The 19,753-nt window shown below is 68.2% G+C and carries 17 protein-coding genes; 9 read left to right on the top strand and 8 right to left on the bottom strand.

Translation table 11 applies throughout. The features are described from left to right. Positions 1-54: 54 nt before the first annotated feature. Complete coding sequence (locus V6S85_RS08785) at positions 55-498, top strand: EF-hand domain-containing protein (protein ID WP_334348711.1); 444 nt, start codon at positions 55-57, stop codon at positions 496-498. 7 nt (positions 499-505) lie between these two features. Here V6S85_RS08785 and V6S85_RS08780 read toward each other — a convergent pair whose 3' ends face one another. Next, positions 506-1,216 (bottom strand): MBL fold metallo-hydrolase, encoded by a 711-nt coding sequence (locus V6S85_RS08780; protein WP_116570082.1) that lies wholly within the window; start codon positions 1,214-1,216, stop codon positions 506-508. Between the two features lie 74 nt (positions 1,217-1,290). Beyond that, the gene (locus V6S85_RS08775) at positions 1,291-2,907 is read right to left on the bottom strand and encodes an amino acid permease (protein ID WP_116570081.1); all 1,617 of its coding nucleotides are present in this window, start codon (positions 2,905-2,907) and stop codon (positions 1,291-1,293) included. A 181-nt stretch (positions 2,908-3,088) separates the two neighbouring features. Between V6S85_RS08775 and hrpB the strand changes: the two genes are divergently transcribed. The 3 genes from hrpB to gatB all read left to right on the top strand — a co-directional run bounded on the left by hrpB (position 3,089) and on the right by gatB (position 8,870). After that, positions 3,089-5,533, top strand: a complete 2,445-nt coding sequence (gene hrpB / locus V6S85_RS08770; RefSeq protein WP_334348710.1) for an ATP-dependent helicase HrpB — start codon at positions 3,089-3,091, stop codon at positions 5,531-5,533. A 138-nt stretch (positions 5,534-5,671) separates the two neighbouring features. Further along, entirely contained in the window at positions 5,672-6,985 is a 1,314-nt protein-coding gene (locus tag V6S85_RS08765) for a hypothetical protein (protein WP_334348709.1), read from the top strand. Positions 6,986-7,373: 388 nt separating this feature from the next. Then, complete coding sequence (gene gatB, locus V6S85_RS08760) at positions 7,374-8,870, top strand: Asp-tRNA(Asn)/Glu-tRNA(Gln) amidotransferase subunit GatB (RefSeq protein WP_334348708.1); 1,497 nt, start codon at positions 7,374-7,376, stop codon at positions 8,868-8,870. Between the two features lie 93 nt (positions 8,871-8,963). On the opposite strand, the gene V6S85_RS08755 is transcribed toward gatB, so the two are convergent. After that, entirely contained in the window at positions 8,964-9,353 is a 390-nt protein-coding gene (locus tag V6S85_RS08755; RefSeq protein WP_334348707.1) for a proteophosphoglycan 5, read from the bottom strand. Positions 9,354-9,555: 202 nt separating this feature from the next. After that, on the bottom strand, positions 9,556-10,059 hold the full coding sequence (locus V6S85_RS08750) for an RcnB family protein (RefSeq protein WP_116570075.1): 504 nt from the start codon (positions 10,057-10,059) through the stop codon (positions 9,556-9,558). Between the two features lie 181 nt (positions 10,060-10,240). Here V6S85_RS08750 and V6S85_RS08745 point away from each other — a divergent pair, with 181 nt between their 5' ends. Together V6S85_RS08745 and V6S85_RS08740 are read left to right on the top strand one after the other, a co-directional pair. Next, positions 10,241-10,966, top strand: a complete 726-nt coding sequence (locus V6S85_RS08745; RefSeq protein WP_334348706.1) for a glutathione S-transferase family protein — start codon at positions 10,241-10,243, stop codon at positions 10,964-10,966. Between the two features lie 174 nt (positions 10,967-11,140). Beyond that, the gene (locus V6S85_RS08740) at positions 11,141-11,419 is read left to right on the top strand and encodes a sel1 repeat family protein (protein ID WP_116570073.1); all 279 of its coding nucleotides are present in this window, start codon (positions 11,141-11,143) and stop codon (positions 11,417-11,419) included. Positions 11,420-11,484: 65 nt separating this feature from the next. Here V6S85_RS08740 and V6S85_RS08735 read toward each other — a convergent pair whose 3' ends face one another. After that, positions 11,485-12,225, bottom strand: coding sequence for a polysaccharide biosynthesis/export family protein (locus tag V6S85_RS08735; protein ID WP_334348705.1), 741 nt, complete (start codon positions 12,223-12,225; stop codon positions 11,485-11,487). 86 nt (positions 12,226-12,311) lie between these two features. Between V6S85_RS08735 and V6S85_RS08730 the strand changes: the two genes are divergently transcribed. The 3 genes from V6S85_RS08730 to V6S85_RS08720 all read left to right on the top strand — a co-directional run bounded on the left by V6S85_RS08730 (position 12,312) and on the right by V6S85_RS08720 (position 15,862). Beyond that, on the top strand, positions 12,312-13,814 hold the full coding sequence (locus tag V6S85_RS08730; protein WP_116570071.1) for a GumC family protein: 1,503 nt from the start codon (positions 12,312-12,314) through the stop codon (positions 13,812-13,814). A 108-nt stretch (positions 13,815-13,922) separates the two neighbouring features. Continuing rightward, on the top strand, positions 13,923-14,603 hold the full coding sequence (locus V6S85_RS08725) for a sugar kinase (RefSeq protein WP_334348704.1): 681 nt from the start codon (positions 13,923-13,925) through the stop codon (positions 14,601-14,603). Positions 14,604-14,647: 44 nt separating this feature from the next. After that, entirely contained in the window at positions 14,648-15,862 is a 1,215-nt protein-coding gene (locus V6S85_RS08720; protein WP_334348777.1) for an O-antigen ligase family protein, read from the top strand. Between the two features lie 191 nt (positions 15,863-16,053). Here the strand turns inward: V6S85_RS08720 and V6S85_RS08715 are convergent, their stop codons facing one another. Genes V6S85_RS08715 through crtY form a run of 3 tightly spaced genes read right to left on the bottom strand, consistent with a single transcriptional unit; the run spans position 16,054 to position 19,702 of the window. Next, the gene (locus tag V6S85_RS08715; protein ID WP_334348703.1) at positions 16,054-16,998 is read right to left on the bottom strand and encodes a phytoene/squalene synthase family protein; all 945 of its coding nucleotides are present in this window, start codon (positions 16,996-16,998) and stop codon (positions 16,054-16,056) included. Further along, a complete protein-coding gene (locus tag V6S85_RS08710; protein WP_334348702.1) occupies positions 16,995-18,518 on the bottom strand; it encodes a phytoene desaturase in 1,524 nt (507 codons plus the stop codon). Before V6S85_RS08710 ends, V6S85_RS08715 begins: the two co-directional genes overlap by 4 nt. Next, positions 18,515-19,702 (bottom strand): lycopene beta-cyclase CrtY, encoded by a 1,188-nt coding sequence (gene crtY / locus V6S85_RS08705; protein ID WP_334348701.1) that lies wholly within the window; start codon positions 19,700-19,702, stop codon positions 18,515-18,517. Before crtY ends, V6S85_RS08710 begins: the two co-directional genes overlap by 4 nt. Positions 19,703-19,753: the final 51 nt, after the last annotated feature.

Raw genomic sequence — 19,753 nt, 5'->3', positions numbered from 1 at the left:
AGGCGCGCAACCTGATCGTGGCCCCCTAGCGTCAAATCGCCACGGAGCGTCTTCATGAACCGACTCGTTTCCACCGTCCTTGGATTGTCGTTGCTCGGGGCCGCCGCGGCCCACGCCCAGCCGGGTCCCGGCATGCGCGGCCCGGACGCCGACGGCGACGGCGTGGTCAGCGCCGCCGAGTACGAGGCCTCGGCCCTGCAGCGCTTCGAGCGCATGGACGCCAACAAGGACGGCGTCGTCGACGCGGCCGAGATCGAGGCGATCAAGCAGCGCTTCGCCCAGCGCGAGGGGCAGGGCGGTCCCGGCGGCGGTTTCGGCGGCCGGATGCTGGCCCAGCTGGCCGCCCAGGACGCCGACAAGGACGGCAGGATCACCAAGGACGAGGCCCTGGCCGCCGCCCGCGCCCAGTTCGCGGCCGCCGACAAGGACGGCGACGGCAAGCTGACCGGCGACGAGTTCCGCCCGGGCCCGCCCGGTGGCCCGCCGCCGCGTCAGTAGGAAGGTCTCACCCCGGCGAGCGGTTCACCGGAGCCGTGTAGCCGGGGCCCTTCATGGCCGCGACCGCGCGGTCGCCGACGAAGGGGTTGGTGCGCCGCTCGGCGCCGAAGCTCGACATCGGGCCGTGACCCGGCACGAAGCGGATATCGTCGCCCAGCGGCCACAGCTTGCCGGTGATGGCGTCGATCAGGTCCTGGTGGTTGCCGCGCGGGAAGTCGGTGCGGCCGATCGAGCCCTGGAACAGCACGTCGCCGACCTGGGCGAATTTGGTCTCGCGGTGGAAGAACACCACGTGGCCCGGCGTATGTCCCGGGCAGTGCAGCACCTCGAACTGCGTCTCGCCCAGGGTGACGACGTCGCCGTCCTCCAGCCAGCGGTCGGGCACGAAGATGCGCGCCTCGGGCATGCCGTACATCTCGCCGCTTTCCTGGATGCGGTCGATCCAGAACTGGTCGTCCTTATGGGGGCCCTCGATCGGGACGCCGGTCTTGGCCTTCAGCTCGGCGGCGCCGCCGGCGTGGTCCATGTGGCCGTGGGTGATCCAGATCTTCTCCAGGGTCAGGCCCTGGTCCGTCAGCGCGCGCAGCAGGCGGTCGACCTCGCCGCCCGGATCGATGATCGCGGCCTTCTTGGTCTTGGAGCACCAGACGATCGTGCAGTTCTGCTGCAACGGCGTGACCGGGGCGATGACGGCGCTGATGGGCGACGGGGTGGTCAAGGTGTCGGCTCCAAACGAAAACGGGCGGGAACCGGAGTTCCCGCCCGTCTGAACTAGAGACTACTGTCTCGAGATCAAGACCGTTCCTCGGGCGAGCCCGGGGCCGGAGCGCCCGGCATCGGCGGGACGGCCGTCGCCGGCGCGTTCGGATCCAGTTCCGGCACGTCGATCAGGCCGCGGCCCAGATGGCTCTTGCGGATGCCGTAGGCCAGGTAGATCGCCATGCCGATGGCGCCCCAGATCGGGAGCACCAGCATGGCTTCGGCCGGCAGGTTGAAGTAGAGGGCCGCGCAGCCGACCATGGCCAGCGGGGCCACGACCCAAACCAGCGGGGTCTTGAACGGACGGTGGCGGTTCGGATCCTTCACGCGCAGCACCATCACCGCGATCGCCACCATGAAGAAGGCGAACAGGGTGCCCGAGTTCGAGATGTCGGCCAGCTGGCCCACCGGGAAGAAGGCGGCGGCGATGGCGACGAAGATGCCCGTGACGATGGTCACGATGTAGGGCGTCTTGAACTTCGGGTGGATGGTGGCGAGCTTTTCCGGCAGCAGGCCGTCGCGGGCCATGACGAAGAAGATGCGGGTCTGGCCGTAGATCATCATCAGGATGACCGAAGGCAGGGCCAGGTTGGCGGCCAGGCCCAGCAGGTTGCCGACCACCGGCCAGTTGATCTCGCGCAGGACGTGGGCGAGGGCTTCGTTCGAGCAGACCAGGCGGCCGCTGTTGTCGGCCAGGGCGCAGGCGGCCTGGAAGGCGGCCGAACCGGGCTGGACGGCCGAGCCGTCGGCGCCGAACACCGGCTGGGCGCCGATGGCGCCGATCGCGCCGGCGGCGACCAGCAGGTAGAAGACGGTGCAGAGCGCCAGGCTGCCGATCAGGCCGATCGGCACGTTGCGCTGCGGGTTCTTGGTCTCTTCGGCGGCGGTCGACACCGCGTCGAAGCCGACATAGGCGAAGAAGATCGAGGCGGCGGCGCCGACGATGCCCATGCCGCTGGTGCCTTCCGGACCGAACCAGCCGTTGGGGGCGAAGGGCGAGAAGTTGCCGCTCTTGATGACCGGGATGGTCAGCACGATGAAGGCGGTCAGGGCGGTGACCTTGATGGCCACGAGCACGGCGTTGACGCGGGCGCTCTCGGTGGTGCCGAGCACCAGCAGGCCGGTCACGGCCAGGGCCACCAGGATGGCGGGGATGTTGACGATGCCGACGCTGAAGTCGGCCACCGGGATGAAGCCGTTCATCGACCAAGCCGGACCGGCCTTGAGGAGGGCGGGCCACTGGAAGCCCAGCGCGTTCTCGATCAGGCCGAGGAAGTAGCCGGACCAGCCGGCCGACACGGCGCTGGCCGCCACGGCGTATTCCAGGATCAGGGCCCAGCCGACCATCCAGGCCAGCGGCTCGCCCATCACGGCATAGGAATAGGTGTAGGCCGAGCCCGAGACGGGGACCATCGAGGCCAGTTCGGAGTAACAGAGCGCGGCGATGGCGCAGACGGCGCCGGCGATCACGAAGCTCCACATCATGCCGGGGCCGGCCTTCTGGGCGGCGGCGGCGGTCAGGACGAAGATCCCCGTACCGATGATGGCGCCCACCCCCAGCAGCGTCAGCTGGATCGGTCCGAGCGAGCGATGAAGGGATTTTTTCTCAGCCGTCGCAAGGATCGCATCAAGCGATTTAACGCGCCACATAGTTCCTCCTGGATAGGCAAGACTCCCCCCCGGGGGTCGCCTTTGGAAAATTTTGCGGACGGTGACCCGTTTATGAGCATGGGGTCAAGGCCGCGCCGCCGAAGCGCGTAAATGTTCTCCGCCGGGGAGGCTAGTCCAGTCCTGCTTGGCGTTGATCCCCAGCCCGGCTAAAGGCGGCGCGATGCTGCCCATTTTTCAGGCCATTCCCGCGCTCAAAGGCGCCTTGTCCGACCGCGAGACCGCCGTTCTCGTCGCGCCCCCCGGGGCGGGCAAGACCACGGCCGTTCCCTTGGCCCTGCTGGAGGAAGCGTGGGTCGGGCAGGGCAAGATCGTCATGCTGGAACCCCGCCGCCTGGCGGCCCGGGCGGCGGCCGCGCGCATGGCCCAGACCCTGGGCGAGGCGGTCGGCGAGACGGTCGGCTTTCGCGTGCGCCTGCAGTCGAAGGTGTCGGCCAGGACGCGCGTCGAGGTGGTCACCGAGGGCGTCTTCACACGGATGATTCTCGACGACCCCGGCCTGGACGGCGTGGCCTGCGTGATCTTCGACGAGTTCCACGAGCGCAGCCTGGACGCCGACCTGGGCCTGGCCCTGGCCCGCGACAGCCAGGGCCTGCTGCGCGAGGACCTGAAGATCCTGGTGATGTCGGCCACCCTGGACGGCGCGCGCGTCTCGGCCCTGCTGGGCGATGCGCCGGTGGTCGAGAGCGAGGGACGGATGTTCCCGGTCGAGACCCGCTATCTGGGCCGCGACGATCGGCAGCGGTTGGAGGAAAGGGTCGGTCGCGCGGTCGAGCGGGCCCTGGCCGAGGAGAGCGGCTCCGTCCTGGTCTTCCTGCCGGGCCAGGGCGAGATTCGCCGGGCCGAGAGCTGGTTGGCCGAGCGCCTGCGCCGCCCGGACGTCGATCTCGCTCCCTTGTACGGCGCGTTGGAGCCGGCCGAGCAGGATCGCGCCGTGCAGCCGGCGCCGGCCGGCCGCCGCAAGGTGGTGCTGGCCACATCGATCGCCGAGACCAGCCTGACCATCGAGGGCGTGCGGGTGGTCATCGACGCGGGCCTCTCCCGCGTGCCGCGCTTCGACCCGTCCAGCGGCTTGACCCGGCTGGAGACGGTGCGCGTGGCGCGCGCCGCCGCCGACCAGCGCCGGGGCCGCGCCGGCCGCACCGAGCCGGGCGTCTGCTACCGCCTGTGGGACGAGCCGGAGACCCGGGCCCTCACACCCTTCGCCCGGCCTGAGATCCTGGAGGCCGACCTGTCGCGCCTGGCCTTGGACCTGGCGCGCTGGGGCGCCAAGGACGCTGAAGGCCTAGCCTTCCTCGATCCGCCGCCCAAGGCCGCGTTCAGCGAGGCGCGGTCGCTGCTGAACCGCTTGCAGGCGCTTGACGCCAATGGCGGGCTGACGGCGCACGGCAAGGCGCTGTCGAACATGCCGCTCGCGCCCAGGCTGGCCCACATGGTCGCCCGCGCGGCCGCCAGCGGACAGGCGCACCGCGCCGCCGAGATCGCCGCCGTGCTCAGCGAGCAGGGCCTGGGCGGGCGGAGTGTCGATCTGCGCCAGCGGCTGGAGGGCTTTGGCCGTGACCGCACGCCGAGGGCCCGCGACGCCCGGGCGCTTGCCGAGCGCTGGTCGCGCCAGGCCGGCAAGCCCAGCGGCGCCGAGCCCCTGGACGACGCCCTGCTGCTGGCCGAGGCCTATCCCGAGCGGGTGGCCCGGGCCCGCGGCAAGCCCGGCGAGTACCAACTGGCCAGCGGCCGCGGCGTCTATCTGGAACCGACCGACGCCCTGGCCCGCGAGACCTGGCTGGCCGTCGGCGAGCTGGGCGGCGGCGACGCCCGCGACCGCATCCTGCTGGCCGCGCCTCTGGATGAAGAAGCCTTGCGCGCCGCCTTCGCCGACCGCCTGGTCGCCGAGGACCGGCTGGAGACCAGCGGCGGCGGCAGGCTGCGCGCCAAACGCCTGCTGCGCCTGGGCAAGCTGGTGGTCGACGAGAAGATCATAGAGAAGCCCGACCCGGCCCTGATCGCCGGGGCCCTGGCCGACCAGGTGCGGGCCGAGGGCCTGGCCGCCCTGAAGCTGGGCGAGCGGGGCAGGGGGCTGCTCGACCGCGTGGCCTTCCTGCGCGCCAACGATGGAGAGGCCTGGCCGGATCTGTCGGAAGCGGCCCTGGTCGCGCGGCTGGACGAATGGCTCGAACCCCTGCTGGCCGGGCGCTCGTCTCTGGCCAGCCTCGACGAGGGCACACTGGAGGCGGCGATCAAGACCCTGATCCCGTGGGACATGCAGGGCCGCATCGAGGCCCAGGCCCCCGCGCGCTTCACCGCCCCCACCGGCTCGACCTTCGCCATCGACTACGGCGCTGAGGGCGGCCCGCGCGTCGAGGTGCGGGTGGGCGAGCTTTACGGCCTGGCCGAGCACCCCTGCGTGGCCCACGGCAAGGTCCCCCTGACCCTGGCCCTCCTGTCGCCCGCCCACCGCCCGATCCAGATCACCAAGGACCTCCCAGGCTTCTGGAAGGGCTCCTGGCGCGAGGTGAAGGTCGAGATGAAGGGGCGCTATCCCCGGCACGTCTGGCCCGACGATCCGGCCAGCGCCGCGCCGACGACGCGGGCGAAGCCGCGGGGGAAGTGAGGGGCGTTGACGCCCAACGGACCCTCGCAAGATTTGCTTGTTGGCGACAGACTTCATGGTCTTCGCTGAGCAATTAAGGTCACTCTCCGGTGGGGGGATTTTGATCGGAAAAGTTGAATTTAGCCGCTAAAGTGAGTCATGGCCCGGGAACATGACGAAGATCACTGCCCTCTCGCCGCTGTAGATCGGCGGTTAGGTGACCTGCACCGCCTGTGGCATCAAGCTGCGGACGCGTATTTTGATCCGGATGCTTTTCGTGTCGCCATCCAGGGCGCGATCCAGACTATGCGCTCGGTTACCTTCATTCTCCAGAAGAACAAGGCCCAGATTCCGGACTTCGATCGCTGGTATGGCGATTGGCAGAAAAAAATGGGTGCAGATCCATTGATGGTCTGGATGCGCGACGCGCGAAATTCCATCGAGAAGGAGGGCGATCTCGAAGCGCATAGCTTCGTGCGCGCCGAGATCGTCGCATCGTATCTGGAGAACGGCCCCAGGATCGATGTTCCGGCCAAGCTTTCAGACGCACCGCTTAAACTTGTGAAGAGCATTCCGGTGGGCGCACTGGGCGACCATATCCGGAAGGACGGCATCGTCAGAATTCAGCGGCGATGGGTGGAGAACACGCTACCCGAATATGAACTCCTTGACGCCGTCGCGATCGCCTACGGAAAATTATCGTTGCTTGTCGACGCGGCTCACGAACAGCTTGGGCTATCTAAGCCAAGGCCTACAAATGTAGAGACAGGTCAGGCTTTTCATGAGGGCGACCGCGGCGGACGACTGCCCTGCATGATCGGTCACGCCGATAGCCGGACACTCGACATTTGGCTGGCGACGGGCGCTCCCGTCGAGTTCGAGACAATAGAGCGGCGGCTGGATCTATCTGAGGCACTCAAGCTGGAAGCCCGCTATGGCGTAAAGCCAGCTGGAGTTTTCGGCGTAGACAATGCGCCGGAGGAGCGGCTGCGGAGCCTCTTCGCGACCGCTCGGAAGATGTTCGAGAAGGACGGTCACCACATCATGATCGCCTTTCTGCTCCGGCAGGGTAAGCCAGTCGACATTCGGGAGCTTCGTCCTGGCGAGCATGGGCATAAGTATCTCATGATGCGCTCACTAGCCCATGAGGTGGTCATCCATGGTGCCGACGCAGTTATCATGATCAGTGAGTCCTGGTCCGCACCCTATAATCCGGCGAAACCGATGAGACGCGCCGCCGATGCGCCAGACAAGATCGAACTGTTGACCGGCACGTTGGTTACAAAAGTCGGAGAGCCTCTATACCTCGTGGCACAGATCAGGCGCGATGGTAGGGCTGTGAAGCTGGACACGACTGTGGAGCGACAGGGGGGATCACATTACCTGTTCGCGCCAGTCTACGAAGTCTGGGGCAAGCCTGTGCCCAAGGAATGGATTGAGCATCCCGAGCGGGATGGGGCTCGCGAAAGATAGGCATCTTCACTCGGCCGGCCCTGGCCTATGTGTTGGCGGCTAAGGAGTTCGCTAACGACATCAGCACACGATGTTCAAGCGTGATTTCAACGCCCGGATTACGGCGTGATCCTCCGCGGCCAAATGTCTGGAGATTGCCGGCACGCCAACAAGTAGTTGATGGTGCATTGTTGTTGCTTTTCGTTCGCTCGCTCGGCGAGGGGCTACTCGCTGGGGGAGGCGAAGTGATGAAAGGTCGGGGGCAATGCCCTTGGCCCCTCAACAAACCACCCCGCCAGCCTTGCGCTCAACGACCCCCACGGTGCATGAGGAACCTCTGAAACGGCGAGGCCTCTGCTTCGCCGCCCGCGCTAACCGGCCTTCCGGCGACGGAGGGAGGACAAGAGACATGACCGAAGCTGCTTCCAAGACGATCAAGGGTCGCACCGGCGACTGGGAAATTGTGCTGGGCCTCGAGGTCCACGCCCAGGTGGCCAGCAAGTCCAAGCTGTTCTCGGGCGCCGCCGTCGGCTTCGGCGCCGGTCCCAACGAGCAGGTCAGCCTCGTGGATGCGGCCATGCCGGGCATGCTGCCGGTGCTGAACCGCTTCTGCGTCGAGCAGGCGGTGAAGACGGGCCTGGGCCTGAAGGCGCAGATCAACCTGAAGAGCCGCTTCGACCGGAAGAACTACTTCTATCCCGACCTGCCGCAGGGCTACCAGATCAGCCAGTTCGACCAGCCGATCGTCGGCGAGGGCGTGGTGACCGTCGAGCGCGACGACGGCACGACCTTCGACGTGCGCATCGAGCGCCTGCACCTGGAACAGGACGCCGGCAAGTCGCTGCACGACCAGGACCCGAACGCCACCTATGTGGACCTGAACCGCGCGGGCACGGCGCTGATGGAGATCGTCTCCAAGCCCGACATGCGCACCTCGGAAGAGGCGGCCGCATACGTCAAGAAGCTGCGGACGATCCTGGTCTATCTGGGCACCTGCGACGGCGACATGGAGAAGGGCAACCTTCGCGCCGACGTCAACGTCTCGGTCTGCCGTCCGGGCGACTACGAAAAGTTCCGCGAGACCGGCAGCTTCAAGCACCTGGGCACGCGCTGCGAGATCAAGAACGTCAACTCGTACCGCTACATCCAGCAGGCCATCGAGTACGAAGCCCGTCGCCAGATCGAGATCCTGGAAGACGGCGGCGTGATCGACCAGGAAACCCGCCTGTTCGACCCGACCAAGGGTGAGACCCGCTCGATGCGGAGCAAGGAAGAGGCGCACGACTACCGCTACTTCCCCGACCCGGATCTGCTGCCGCTGGTGCTGGACCCGGCCTGGGTGAAGGAGATCGAGACCACGCTGCCGGAACTGCCGGACGCCAAGAAGGCGCGCCTGCAGTCGGAGTATGGCCTGTCGGCCTACGACGCCGGCGTGCTGATCATCGACGCCGAGCGCGCCGACTACTTCGAAGCCGCCGCGAAAGGCCGCGACGCCAAGCTGACAGCCAACTGGGTGACCAACGAGCTGCTGGCCAAGCTGTCGGCCGCCGGCACGGCGTTCCCGGACTCGCCGCTGCCCTCGTCGGATATCGCCCAGCTGGTCGAGCTGATCGAGAACGGCACGATCTCGTCGAAGATCGCCAAGGAGGTCTTCGAGCACATGTGGGCCGGCGAAGGCCGCCCCGCCGAGATCGTCGAGAAGCGCGGCCTGGTGCAGATCAACGACACCGGCGCCATCGAGGGGGCGATCGACGAGCTGATCGGCGCCAACCCCGACAAGGCCGCGGCCGTAAAGGAAAAGCCCCAGGCCATCGGCTGGTTCGTCGGCCAGGTCATGAAGGCCACCGGCGGCAAGGCCAACCCGGGCACGGTCAACGACCTCTTGAAGGCCAAGCTGGGTCTCTGATCCCGGCTTTCAGGCAAAAGAAAGGAAAAGGGCCCGTCGCGAAAGCGGCGGGCCCTTCTCTTTGTCGGAGGGGGGACTCGAACAGGGACGCGCCTATTGAGGTGTGGTCGGGTCCTGCGCGGACGCGCCGGCCGCGGCCGGGTCGTCGTGCTTCTTGTGCTTCTTGGACTTCTTTTCGGGCTTGGCCGCGTCCTCGGCGGCCGGGGCCGTGGTGGTCGAGGTCTCGCCCGGGGCCGTGGCCGAGGTCGGTTCGCCCGCGCTCGCGGCGCTGTCGGCCTGCGGGGTGGTGCTGTCAGTGGTCGCCGGAGCGGTGGTCGAGGCCGACGGATCCGTGGTCGTGGTGGACGAGCCCCAGCTGCTGCTGGACGAAGGCGGGGTGGATTGGGCGGAAGGGTCGGCCGGGGCCTGCTGGGCCAGGGCCGAACCGGCGTAGCCGGCGGCGGCGAGGGCGAGGACGGCGGCGGAGATGCGCAAGCTCTTCATCGGTAAGCGCCTTCGTGTCTGCTGCGTCGGACTGTGACGCGAGGCCTACGCTGGCGACTGGATACGGCCGAAATGACCCGACAATCGGGCTTTGCGGCCCGATGCGTGGCGCGCGCGCGGCGAGCATGGCGCAAAAACGGCGCCCCAGGTGGAGTTCCCGGGGCGCCGCAAGACTTTTCAGATACCGGTGATCGAGTTCGATCTAGTTGTTGATGATCTCGAAGATCAGGCCGGTGGCGATGGCGGCCAGCACGTAGTCGTTGCCGGCGCGGTACCAGTAGTAGCCGCGGGGCGGCTGGCGCAGGTGGTAGCGGCCGTAGTCGTGCACGACATAGCCGCCGCCGCGATAGTAGGGCGGCAGGTAGCCGCCGCGGCGCCAGGCGTTGTAGCCCGGGCGATAGTCCGGGCGGCCGTAATAGTGGGCCGGCGGAGCGCCGTAGTGCCAGCGGTCGCGGTAGTAGTAGCCGTTGTAGCGGCGGTCGTCCCAGCGGCCGTGACGGTCGCCGCGGCGGTCGTCCCGACGATCCCAACGGTCGTCACGGCGGTCATCGCGACGATCCCAGCGGTCGCCGCGACGGTCGTCACGGCGGTCCCAGCGGTCTTCGTGGCGATCGCCGCGGCCTTGGGCCGAGGCGTCGGTGGCGACGGCGGCCATCGGGCCCGCGACCGAGGCCACGGCGGCGATGGTGAGCAACAGACGTTTCATGTGTACGTCTCCTTGTGGTCAGCGGTCGCCTGGAGGCGGCCTAATCCCTCGACCTTGGAAACAAGATTGATCCCCGGCGCCTGAACCGTCGCTGAACGGTCATGTCAGGATGGATATTGGCGTCGCGCGCGCGGATGGCCATGTTCTGCGTCACCAAGACCGACATCAGGGAGTCGCGTGCATGACCAGTCCGATCGAGCTGCACTATTGGCCCACGCCCAACGGCTGGAAGATTTCCATCGCCCTGGAGGAGATGGGCCTGCCCTACGAGATGATCCCGGTGAACATCGGCACGGGCGAGCAGTTCAAGCCGGAGTTCCTGGCCATCAGCCCCAACAACCGCATGCCGGCCATCGTCGATCCCGACGGACCCGACGGCCAGCCGATCTCGATCTTCGAGTCCGGGGCCATCCTGCAATACCTCGCCCGCAAGTCCGGCCAGTTCTACGGCCAGGGCGAGCGCGACCGGGTGAACATCGACCAGTGGGTGATGTGGCAGATGGGCGGCCTTGGCCCGATGGCCGGCCAGACCCACCATTTCCGCCAGTACGCCGGGGCGATCATCGCCGATCAAAGACAGCTGGCCTACGGCGCGATCCGTTACACCAACGAGACCCACCGCCTGTACGGCGTGCTGAACAAGCAGCTGGCCGGGAAGGATTTCGTCTGCGGCCAATTGTCCATCGCCGACTTCGCCATATGGCCATGGGTCGTGCCGTGGAAGAACCAGGGCATCCAGATCGAGGAGTTCCCGAACATCCAGGCCTGGTTCGAGCGCCTGAACGCGCGCGAGGCCGTGCAAAGGGGCTTCAAGCTGGGGGCGGAGCTGCGTTCCAGCGGCCTGCAAGCGTCGGGAAAAGCTGCCGAAGAAGCGCGCAAGGTTCTGTTCGGCCAGCGGGCGCGTTAACCACCCGTATACCCGTGTTTATCGGGTGTTACTTCAGTGATCGAGGCGTGTTGTCGCGCCTCGATTCATGATCTCTGCGCGCTTAACTATATGTTCAGCGAGCAAGGTTTTCTCTGTGTTCATGGCCGAGCTGGACCACTGGGGACCAGCCGGAAGGACTGGGGAACTGAAGTCATGATGATGAGCATCGAACCGCCCGCCGCCGTGATGGGCCTGCCGCTGCCGACCGCCGAATCCACGGGCGACGAGCTGTTCCGCATGGGCATGCTGTATTCGACCGGCCAGGGCGGCGCGCCGCTGGACTACGTCTCGGCCCACATGCTGTTCAACCTGGCCGCCATGCGCGGTTCGGTCGAGGCCAAGGTCTATCGCAAGGAACTGTCGCAAGAGATGGCCAGCGAAGACGTCGCCGAAGCCCAGCGCCAGGCGCGCCAATGGCTGGCTCACGGCTGAACCACGGTTCAGCCGTTTCTACTCTCGGGCCGGACGCTCTCTGGATCCGGCCGTGACTTTCCAGCTCAGTTGCTGAAGCCGTTGATGGCGTAGCTGAAGCTGATCGGCAGCAGGTCTCGGAAGTACTGCTGCATGAACAGGCCCGTCTCCGCCGCCCCGCTGCGCGGCACGTAGACGATGTCGAAGCGGCGAAGCGGCACCAGGTCCGCGCCGCGCGGGTCGGTCAGACCCTTCAGAAGATCCGCCGTCCGCATCATGGCCCGGCCGTCCGGGCCGCGCCGGATGATGATGACCTGGCTGCGCTTGGACGAGCTCTTGAACCCGCCGGCCTGGATCACGGCCCGCAGGGCGTCGCCGTCGCCGGCCATGTCGTAGACGCCGGGATTGCCGACCTCGCCGCCGACGAACACCTTCAGCGGGGCCGTCGCCTTCACCGCCACCTGCACCTGCGGGCGCAGCAGCTGCTGGCCGTAGGCCCGGGTCAGAGAGTCCTCGAGTTCCTCGATCGTGCGGTCGGCGGCCATCACCGGTCCGACCAGCGGCAAAGCGACGCGGCCGTCGGGCTGCACCACCACCGACTTATTAAGCTCCGTGGCCGAAGGTACGGTCACCTCCAGCTCGTCGCCCGGATAGAAGCGATAGGCTGGCTCGCTCTCGCTCCAGTCGGCGTAGCCGATGTTGGGAAACTGGCCGGTGGGCCGCGGGGCAGGCGTCAGCGGCTCGCCGTCGACGTGGCCGCAGGCCGAGAGGCCGGCGCTCGCGAGCGACAGGGCCAGGGCGGTGGAGAGAGCGATGCGCCGATCCATGCGACGACTCTTACCAAACATAGGTAACCAAACCTTAAGCCCGGGAGCCCCAGGGTCGTGTGGAAGTTTGGACCCATTGGATTCGCATGTCGACGAGCGCCTGGACCAGCGTGCCGCACGACCCGCCGTCGCGACGCGACTGGGCGGCGCGGGCCCGCTATGCGCCGACCGATTTCATCACCCTGCTGTGGCGTGAACGCTGGCTGATGCTGGGCGTGTTCCTGGTGATCCTATTCCTGGGCGCTGCCTTCGCCTTCACGCTGAAGAAGTCCTACACCGCCAGCTCCAGCCTGTTCGTCCGCCTGGGCCAGGAATATGTCTACGAGCCGCGCGCCGGCGACGCCGCCCGCGGCGCGGTGCCCGACGTCGACCAGGTGATCCAGTCGGAAAGCGAGATCCTGGGCAGCGGCGAACTGCGCGAGCGGGTGATCCGCAAGCTGGGCTTCGCCACCGTGTTCCCGGACGCCGGCGCCAAGTACGCCGCGGCGAGCCCCGACCAGAAGCGCAAGATGATCGCCCAGGGACGCGACAGCGTCGGCCGCAGCCTGAAGATCGAGACCGCGCCCGACAATTCGATCATCCGCCTGTCGTACCAGCACCAGGACCCGGAAACGGCCGAGAAGGTGCTGAACACCCTGCTGGAAGAGTACCTGATCTATCGCCGCAGCCTGCTGATCAACGACGACGACAAGGTGCTGTCGCGCCAGCGCGACAGCTTCGAGCAACGCCTGGCCGAGACCGACACCGCCTATCAGGCTTTCCTGCAGACCAACGACATCGGCGACTTCACCGCCCAGAAGACGGCCCTGACCCAGCTGCAGGCCCAGGTCGAGGCCCAGAAGTACTCGATCGACGCCCAGTTGCAGGATCGCCAGGGGCGTCTTGCCGCCGTGCAGGCCGAGCTCTCCCGCACGCCGTCGGAGGCCGTGCTCTATCGCGACCAGGACATGTCGGCCTCGAGCAAGCTGGCCCAGCTGAAGCTCGACCGCGAGGGCCTCTTGGCCCGCTACCTGCCCAACGCCCAGCCTGTGCGCGACATCGACGCCCAGATCGCCCAGCTTGAGCAGGGCGTGGCCAGTGGTCGCACCAACGGCGAGGGCGCGCGCCGCAGCGGTCCCAACCCGATCTGGCAGACCCTGCAATCGACCCGCAACGACCTGTCGGCGGAAGTCGCCGCCCTGCGCGAGTCGCAAGGCGCCTACGCCATGCAGGTGCAGGAAGTGAACGAGCGCCTGCTGCGCCTGGCCCAACTGGAGCCGCAGTTCAACCAGCTGACCCGCGACCGCGACGTGCTGTCGGCCAATGTCCGCGACTTCACCGTCAAGGAGCAGCAGGACGAGGCCCAGCGCCAGATGTCGGCCGAGAGCAGCGACAACATCCGCATCGTCCAGCGCGCTGTCGCGCCGTCGGAGGGCAAGAGCCTGAAGAAGCCGGTGCTGGTGCTGGCCTTCCTGTTCGCGGCCTTCACCGCCGCCTGCGCGGGCCTGGTGCGGATGCTGCTGCGCCCTGGCCTGCAGACCCCGGCCTCGGCCTCGCGCACCCTTGGCCTGCCGGTCCTGGCGACCGCCGGCGTCAAGCGCGCGGCCTAAGGTCCGAGTGGGCGATTTGGTCGCCTTTCGCGCGAACATGGTTAGGCATTAGTTTCAACGGTCTTCAACGCGCGGCGATTCGGGCGAATGGTGGATTTGAACGTGGAAATGGCGGAACTGTGGGGGTCGCTCGGCGCCCCTGCGGCCGGCCGTGCGCACGTCGTCCAGTTCGTGTCGGCCAGGCGCGGGGAGGGGACCTCGACGGTCGCCCGCGAGTTCGCCCGCTTCGCCTCCAGGCGCGCCGGCCGCCGGACCTGGCTGATCGATCTGGATCTCACCACCTCGCCGCAATACCAGGCCATCGCCGCCCAGCCCGACCGCTACGGCCAGCTGGGCTCGGGCGCGGCGGCCAGCCCCGACGGCTCGATGTTCTTCACCGTGCAGCCGCCGGCGCCTCGTCCCGACGGCGGCGTGTGGCCCGACGCCAAGTACATCGCCGCCCATAGCGTCGGCGGACCGCGCCTGTGGGTCACCCGCTTCAAGCGCGAGGCCCTGCGCGGCCGCCAGAAGGCCCACATCCTGCCGGGCGTCGAATACTGGGCCGGCTTGCGCCGTCACGCCGAGATCATCGTCGTCGACTGCCCGTCGGCCGACAGTTCGCAGGCGGCGCTCACCATCGCCCAGCACATGGACCAGACCATCCTGGTGGTCAGCGCCCAGGAGGCCGACGTGCGGCCGCCGGGCCTGCTGCGCGACGCCCTGGCCTCGGCCGGCGGTCGCTGCGCCGGCGTGTTCTTCAACCAGGCCTCGGTGACGCCGCCGAGCTTCCTGCGGGCCATACTGCCGTGACCTCGTCCTACGGCGGACCGGTCAGCGTCGCGCCGCCGAGGCTCCTGTTTCCCCAGATCGCCATCTTCACCGCCGCGGTGTTCCTGCTGCTGCTCTACAGCGGCGGCTGGGAACTGCCGCTGGTGGGCGAGAACGCCGACGAGGCCGGCTCGGCCATCCTGCGCGTCGCCTACCTGCCGGCCTATGCCGCGGGCTTTGGCCTGATCGCCCTGGACCCGCGCAACAGCCTCCGCGCCAGCATCCGCCAGCCGTTCCTGTTCGCCCTGATCGGGATCGTCTGCCTGTCGACCTTCTGGTCGATCGCGCCGGACGTCACCACGCGCCGCGCCTTCGCGGTGACCTGCACGACGCTGGGCGGCGTGGCCCTGGCCGCGCGCTTCCGTTGGCGGGAGCTGGCCGAGGTATTCGCCGCCACCTTCGCGGTGCTGATCATCGCCTCCTACGTGGTCTGCATCGCCGTGCCGCGCATCGGGGTGATGACCGAGCTGTTCCCCGGCGCCTGGCGCGGCCTGTGGCGCGAGAAGAACGGCCTGGGCGGCATGATGGCCTTCGGCTTCTGCATCGTCTCGGCCGCCGCCCTCCTGAACCCCAGGCGGGCCAAGATGTGGTGGGGCTTCGCGGCGCTCGCGGTCGGCCTCGTCCTGATGTCGACCTCGAAGACCTCGCTGGTGTCGCTGATGCTGGGCGTGGCGGCCCTGGGCTTCGTGCTGATCGCCCGGCGCGGCCCGGCGGCGGGCACGGCGGCGACCTGGACGGCGGTGACGGGCTTTGGCCTGCTGATCGCCTTCGTCGTGCTGGCCTCGGACGTGTTCTTCGCCATCCTGGGCAAGGACGCCACGCTGACGGGCCGCACCAAGATCTGGAGCGCGGCCCTGGTCGAGATCCAGGAGCGGCCGTGGCTGGGCTTCGGCTATCACGCCATCTGGGGCGACAAGAGCGGCTGGGGGCCCTTCGCCTGGATCAGCAAGAACGCCGGCTTCCAGGCCCAGCACGCGCACAATTCCTGGCTGGAGCAGTGGCTGGGCATGGGCCTGTTCGGCATGGCCGCCTGGGGCCTGTTCTATATCCAGACCATGACGCTGGCCTTGATCGCCGTGTTCCGCGACCGGGGCGCCTTGCTCGCCTTCCCGTTCCTGGTCGTCTACAGCCTTGTGGCCCTGACCGAGAGCATCGCGGTGGCGTACAACGACTTCCGCTGGGTGCTGTTCGTGGCCCTGGCGGTGAAGCTGGCGTTCCCGGATCGGGAACTGGAGCGGTAGGGTGTCTTCCTCCCGAGCCATTCCATTTCTCCCGTCATTCCCGCCCTTGTGGCGGGAACCTCTGAGTCCGTTCGCACGTGAGGCGCCAGCGGCGTGCTCAGCACGCCGCCCCATCCGTCCTTGTGGCTGATGGAGGGTTTCCCGCCACAAGGGCGGGAATGACGGGAGGATAGGTGGGAGGGGAAGTCGGTCTAAATCTTCGACCACATAGCCGGCCGCTCGGGCGTCTTGCCCAGCCGGTCCAGCGTCGCCGAGCGCAGGGCGACGATGCCGCCTTCCAGCGCGCGCCAGGCCTTCATCCGCCCACTGACGACCACGCGCTCGTCCCAGGCGGCAGGGCCGGCCGAGACCACGTCCAGGCCGATCTGGCGATAGACGCCGCGGGCCGCCGCGATCGCCCAGGCAGAACGGACGGGCAGGTCGCGCAGGCCCCAGCGGGCCGAGGCGTAGTAGGGCTCGGCGGCTTGCACCAGGCGACGGGCGAGGGAGGCGACGTCGGCGCGGCGGGGCGGGTCGGTCAGCTGCTCAACGGGCAGCGAAAGCTCAGCCAGCCAGGCGCGCGGGACGTAGACCCGGTCGTTTCGGGCGTCCTCGACGATGTCGCGGGCGATGTTGGTCAGCTGGAAGCCCAGGCCCAGGTCCTGGGCCCGGCGCAGTGTCGGCAGGTCGCTGGCCGGCACGCCCATGACGATGGCCATCATCGCGCCGACGACGCCGGCCACGCCCCAGCAATAGGCCAGCAGGTCTTCCAGCGTCTCGTAGCCGCGGCCTTCGACGTCCATGGAAAAGCCGTCGATCATGTCGAGGGCGTAGCGCTCGGGAATGCCGCGTCGCAGGGCCACGGTCTGGAAGGCGGCGAACACCGGATCGCTGGGGGTCTCGCCGGCCAGGGCGCTGCGCGTCTGGGCGTAGAGCGCGGCCAATCGCGCCGGCGCGTCGGCCACCGGGCTCATGCCGTGACCCAGGGTCTGGCCGTCAATGACGTCGTCGCAGTGCCGGCACCAGGCGTACAGCATCTCGGCGTCGGCGCGGGTCTGGGCGTCGAACAGCGCCGCGGCGGCCGCGAAGCTCTTGGAGCCCTTCTGGATCGCCTCGCGGCTCTGGGCTTCGAGATCGGATGCTTCCAGAGCGCTCATTCGGCCGCCGAAGCCTGGGTGGCGAAGTCGTCGATCATCAGCCCGGCCGTGGCCTTGGCGCTGCCCACGACGCCAGGAATGCCCGCGCCCGGATGGGTGCCAGCGCCGACGAAGTAGAGGTTGGGGATCACGTCGTCGCGGTTGTGGGTGCGGAAGAAGGCGCTCTGGGTCAGGATCGGCTCCAGCGAGAAGGCCGCGCCCTTCCAGGCGTTGAGGTCCTTCACGAAATCGTCCGGGGTGATGAAGCGGCTGGTGACCAGGTCGGCGGTCAGGCCCGGAATGTAGTGCTCTTCCAGATAGGCCAGGATGCGGTCGCGGTACTTGGGCCCCTCGACCGACCAGTCGATGTCGGCGGTCTCGAGATTGGGCACGGGCGAGAGGGCGTAGAAGGTCGAGCAGCCTTCCGGGGCCATGTCGGGGTCGCTGGCGGTGGGGTGGTGCAGGTAGAGCGAGAAGTCCTCGGCCAGGGCGTTCTTGCCGTAGATCTCGCCGATCAGCTCGCGATAGCGGTTGCCGAAGCAGATGGTGTGGTGGCGGATCTCGGGGTGCTGGGTCTTGAGGCCGAAATAGACCACGAACAGCGACGGGCTCCAGCGCTTGTTCTCCAGCGCCTTGCCCACCTTCTGGCCGCGCGGCTCCTCGCGCAGCAGGTGGCGGTAGGTGTGCATGACGTCGGCGTTGGAGGCGACGGTGTCGAAGGCCTCGAAGCCTTCTCGGGTCACAACGCCCGTGACTCGGCCCTCGCGCACGGCGATGCGCTCGACGGGGTGCGACAGGTGCAGCTTGCCGCCCAGGTCGGTGAACAGCTTGGCCAGGGCCCGCACCAGGGCGTGGGTGCCGCCGCGCGGGAACCAGACGCCGCCGCGACGCTCCAGCGCGTGGATCAGGGCGTAGATCGACGAGGTGGCGAACGGGCTGCCGCCGACCAGCAGGCTATGGAACGACAGGGCCTGGCGGACATGCTCGTCCTTCACGAAGCCGGCGACCTTGTCATAGACGCTGCGCCAGGCCTGCAGCTTCATCAGCGACGGCGCGGCGGCGATCATCGAGCCGAAGTCGAGGAACGGCACCGCGCCCAGTTCCACATAGCCCTTCTGGTACAGCTCCTCGGAATAGTCGTGGAAGCGGCGGTAGCCCTCGACGTCGGCCGGGTTGCGGGCGGCGATCTGGCGGTCCAGGCCCTCCTGGTCGTTGACGTAGTCGAAGACGTCGCCGTCTTCCCACAGCAGGCGATAGAAGGGATCGACCGGCAGCAGGTCGACATAGTCCTCGATGCGGCGGCCCGAGAGTTCGAACAGTTCCTTCAGGCAGTCCGGGTCGGTGACGACGGTGGGGCCGGCGTCGAAGGTGAAGCCTTCCTGCTCCCAGACATAGGCGCGGCCGCCTGGCTTCTCGCGACCCTCGTACAGTGTGACGTCGAAACCCTGCGACTGCAGGCGCACGGCCAGCGACAGGCCGCCGAAGCCGGCGCCGATGACGGCCGCCTTGGGACGGGGCGGGACCGGGGCGTGGGCGTTCATGCGTCTTGTCCTCCGAACACGGAACTCTCGCTTATGCACTTCATGGCGGCGCCGATCGGCACCGGCGGCTTGCCGATCAGCACCCTGGCCTTGTCGCGCCAGGTCAGGCGCGCCGCATAGAAGCGCTGAATGAGCGGGACCGATAGCCGGTAGAACCGCTCCAGCACTCGATAGCGCTCTTCCGGCGCGCAGGCGCGGAACAGCATGCGGTTGAGCAGGCGCAGGAAGCGCCGCTTGCGCCAAGTCGCCTTGGAGTAGGCCTCGACGCAGGCGCGAACGCTGGCGCTGGTGATGCGGGGCAGGGCGGCGACCCTGTCGGCCAGCCGGGCGGCGTCGGGCAGGGAATAGCCCGTGGTCGGCTGGAAGAGGGCGGCGCGCAGGCCGACCTCGGCCACCTGTGGGCGGGCTTCCTGCCAGTAGGCGTCGATGTCGCCGCCAAGGGCGATGGGCAGCACGCCGTGCTCCTCGCGCTCGACCGCCTCGATGGTCCAGCCCTGGGCCTTGGCGTAGTCGGCGATGGCGGCGCCCAGCGAGGTGCGGTCGAGGCCGGGGCCGTCGCTATAGCGGGTGTCCTCGATCAGCAGGCGATGGGCGTCGAGCGGCAGGACGTAGACGAAGCGGTAGCCGTCGGTCTGCGGCACCGTGGCGTCCATGATGATCGGGGCGGCAAGGCCGTGGGGCGCGGAAAGGCGCAGGTCCTGGCCGACGAACTTCTGCCAGCCGAGCGCCAGGCGCTTGCTGCGGCGGGCCCCGCGGCCGTCGATCACCGCGCCGGCGACGATGCGGCGTCCGTCGGCCAGGGTCACCTGGTGCGGATTGACGTCGACGACGGCGATGCTCGTCCAGGCGTCGGGGCCGAGCATGCGGCTCACCACCTCGTGCAGGCGCTTCGAGGTGATGGCCAGATAGGGGGTGGGCAGACTGCGCCTGTGGGCGGGGAAGCGCACTTCGTAGCCGGTCCAACGGTGCACGATCAGCGGCCGCAGCCAGCCGCCGATGGCCGCGTCGACGTCGGTCTCGAAGTGGCACCAGGTGTGTTCGCCGCCGATGGTGGGCTCGCGTTCCAGCAACAGCACGCGCAGGCCTGGCCGCAGCGCCTTGAGGCGCAGGGCGATCAGGCTGTTGGCCAGTCCGCCGCCCACCAGGACGACGTCGGCGCGAAGCGCGGCGGAAGCGGATTCCATCGTTCTGGCTCTAGCACGAAAGAACGACGCTCACGCCAGCGCCGTGACGCA

Source organism: Caulobacter sp. CCNWLW153 (assembly GCF_036889365.1).
Lineage (GTDB): Bacteria > Pseudomonadota > Alphaproteobacteria > Caulobacterales > Caulobacteraceae > Caulobacter > Caulobacter radicis.
The sequence above is the reverse complement of the archived record's forward strand: the minus strand, read 5'-3'. Positions and strand labels throughout refer to the sequence as shown.

What these genes read in the sequence shown, in the direction of transcription:
- crtY (WP_334348701.1), bottom strand. Translation starts at nt 19,702, where the DNA reads ATGGAATCCGCTTCCGCCGCGCTTCGCGCCGACGTCGTCCTGGTGGGC.
- V6S85_RS08755 (WP_334348707.1), bottom strand. Translation starts at nt 9,353, where the DNA reads ATGAAGAGCTTGCGCATCTCCGCCGCCGTCCTCGCCCTCGCCGCCGCC.
- V6S85_RS08735 (WP_334348705.1), bottom strand. Translation starts at nt 12,225, where the DNA reads ATGGATCGGCGCATCGCTCTCTCCACCGCCCTGGCCCTGTCGCTCGCG.
- V6S85_RS08750 (WP_116570075.1), bottom strand. Translation starts at nt 10,059, where the DNA reads ATGAAACGTCTGTTGCTCACCATCGCCGCCGTGGCCTCGGTCGCGGGC.
- gatB (WP_334348708.1), top strand. Translation starts at nt 7,374, where the DNA reads ATGACCGAAGCTGCTTCCAAGACGATCAAGGGTCGCACCGGCGACTGG.
- V6S85_RS08725 (WP_334348704.1), top strand. Translation starts at nt 13,923, where the DNA reads ATGGCGGAACTGTGGGGGTCGCTCGGCGCCCCTGCGGCCGGCCGTGCG.
- V6S85_RS08715 (WP_334348703.1), bottom strand. Translation starts at nt 16,998, where the DNA reads ATGAGCGCTCTGGAAGCATCCGATCTCGAAGCCCAGAGCCGCGAGGCG.
- V6S85_RS08785 (WP_334348711.1), top strand. Translation starts at nt 55, where the DNA reads ATGAACCGACTCGTTTCCACCGTCCTTGGATTGTCGTTGCTCGGGGCC.
- V6S85_RS08710 (WP_334348702.1), bottom strand. Translation starts at nt 18,518, where the DNA reads ATGAACGCCCACGCCCCGGTCCCGCCCCGTCCCAAGGCGGCCGTCATC.
- hrpB (WP_334348710.1), top strand. Translation starts at nt 3,089, where the DNA reads ATGCTGCCCATTTTTCAGGCCATTCCCGCGCTCAAAGGCGCCTTGTCC.
- V6S85_RS08775 (WP_116570081.1), bottom strand. Translation starts at nt 2,907, where the DNA reads ATGTGGCGCGTTAAATCGCTTGATGCGATCCTTGCGACGGCTGAGAAA.
- V6S85_RS08765 (WP_334348709.1), top strand. Translation starts at nt 5,672, where the DNA reads ATGGCCCGGGAACATGACGAAGATCACTGCCCTCTCGCCGCTGTAGAT.
- V6S85_RS08740 (WP_116570073.1), top strand. Translation starts at nt 11,141, where the DNA reads ATGATGATGAGCATCGAACCGCCCGCCGCCGTGATGGGCCTGCCGCTG.
- V6S85_RS08730 (WP_116570071.1), top strand. Translation starts at nt 12,312, where the DNA reads ATGTCGACGAGCGCCTGGACCAGCGTGCCGCACGACCCGCCGTCGCGA.
- V6S85_RS08745 (WP_334348706.1), top strand. Translation starts at nt 10,241, where the DNA reads ATGACCAGTCCGATCGAGCTGCACTATTGGCCCACGCCCAACGGCTGG.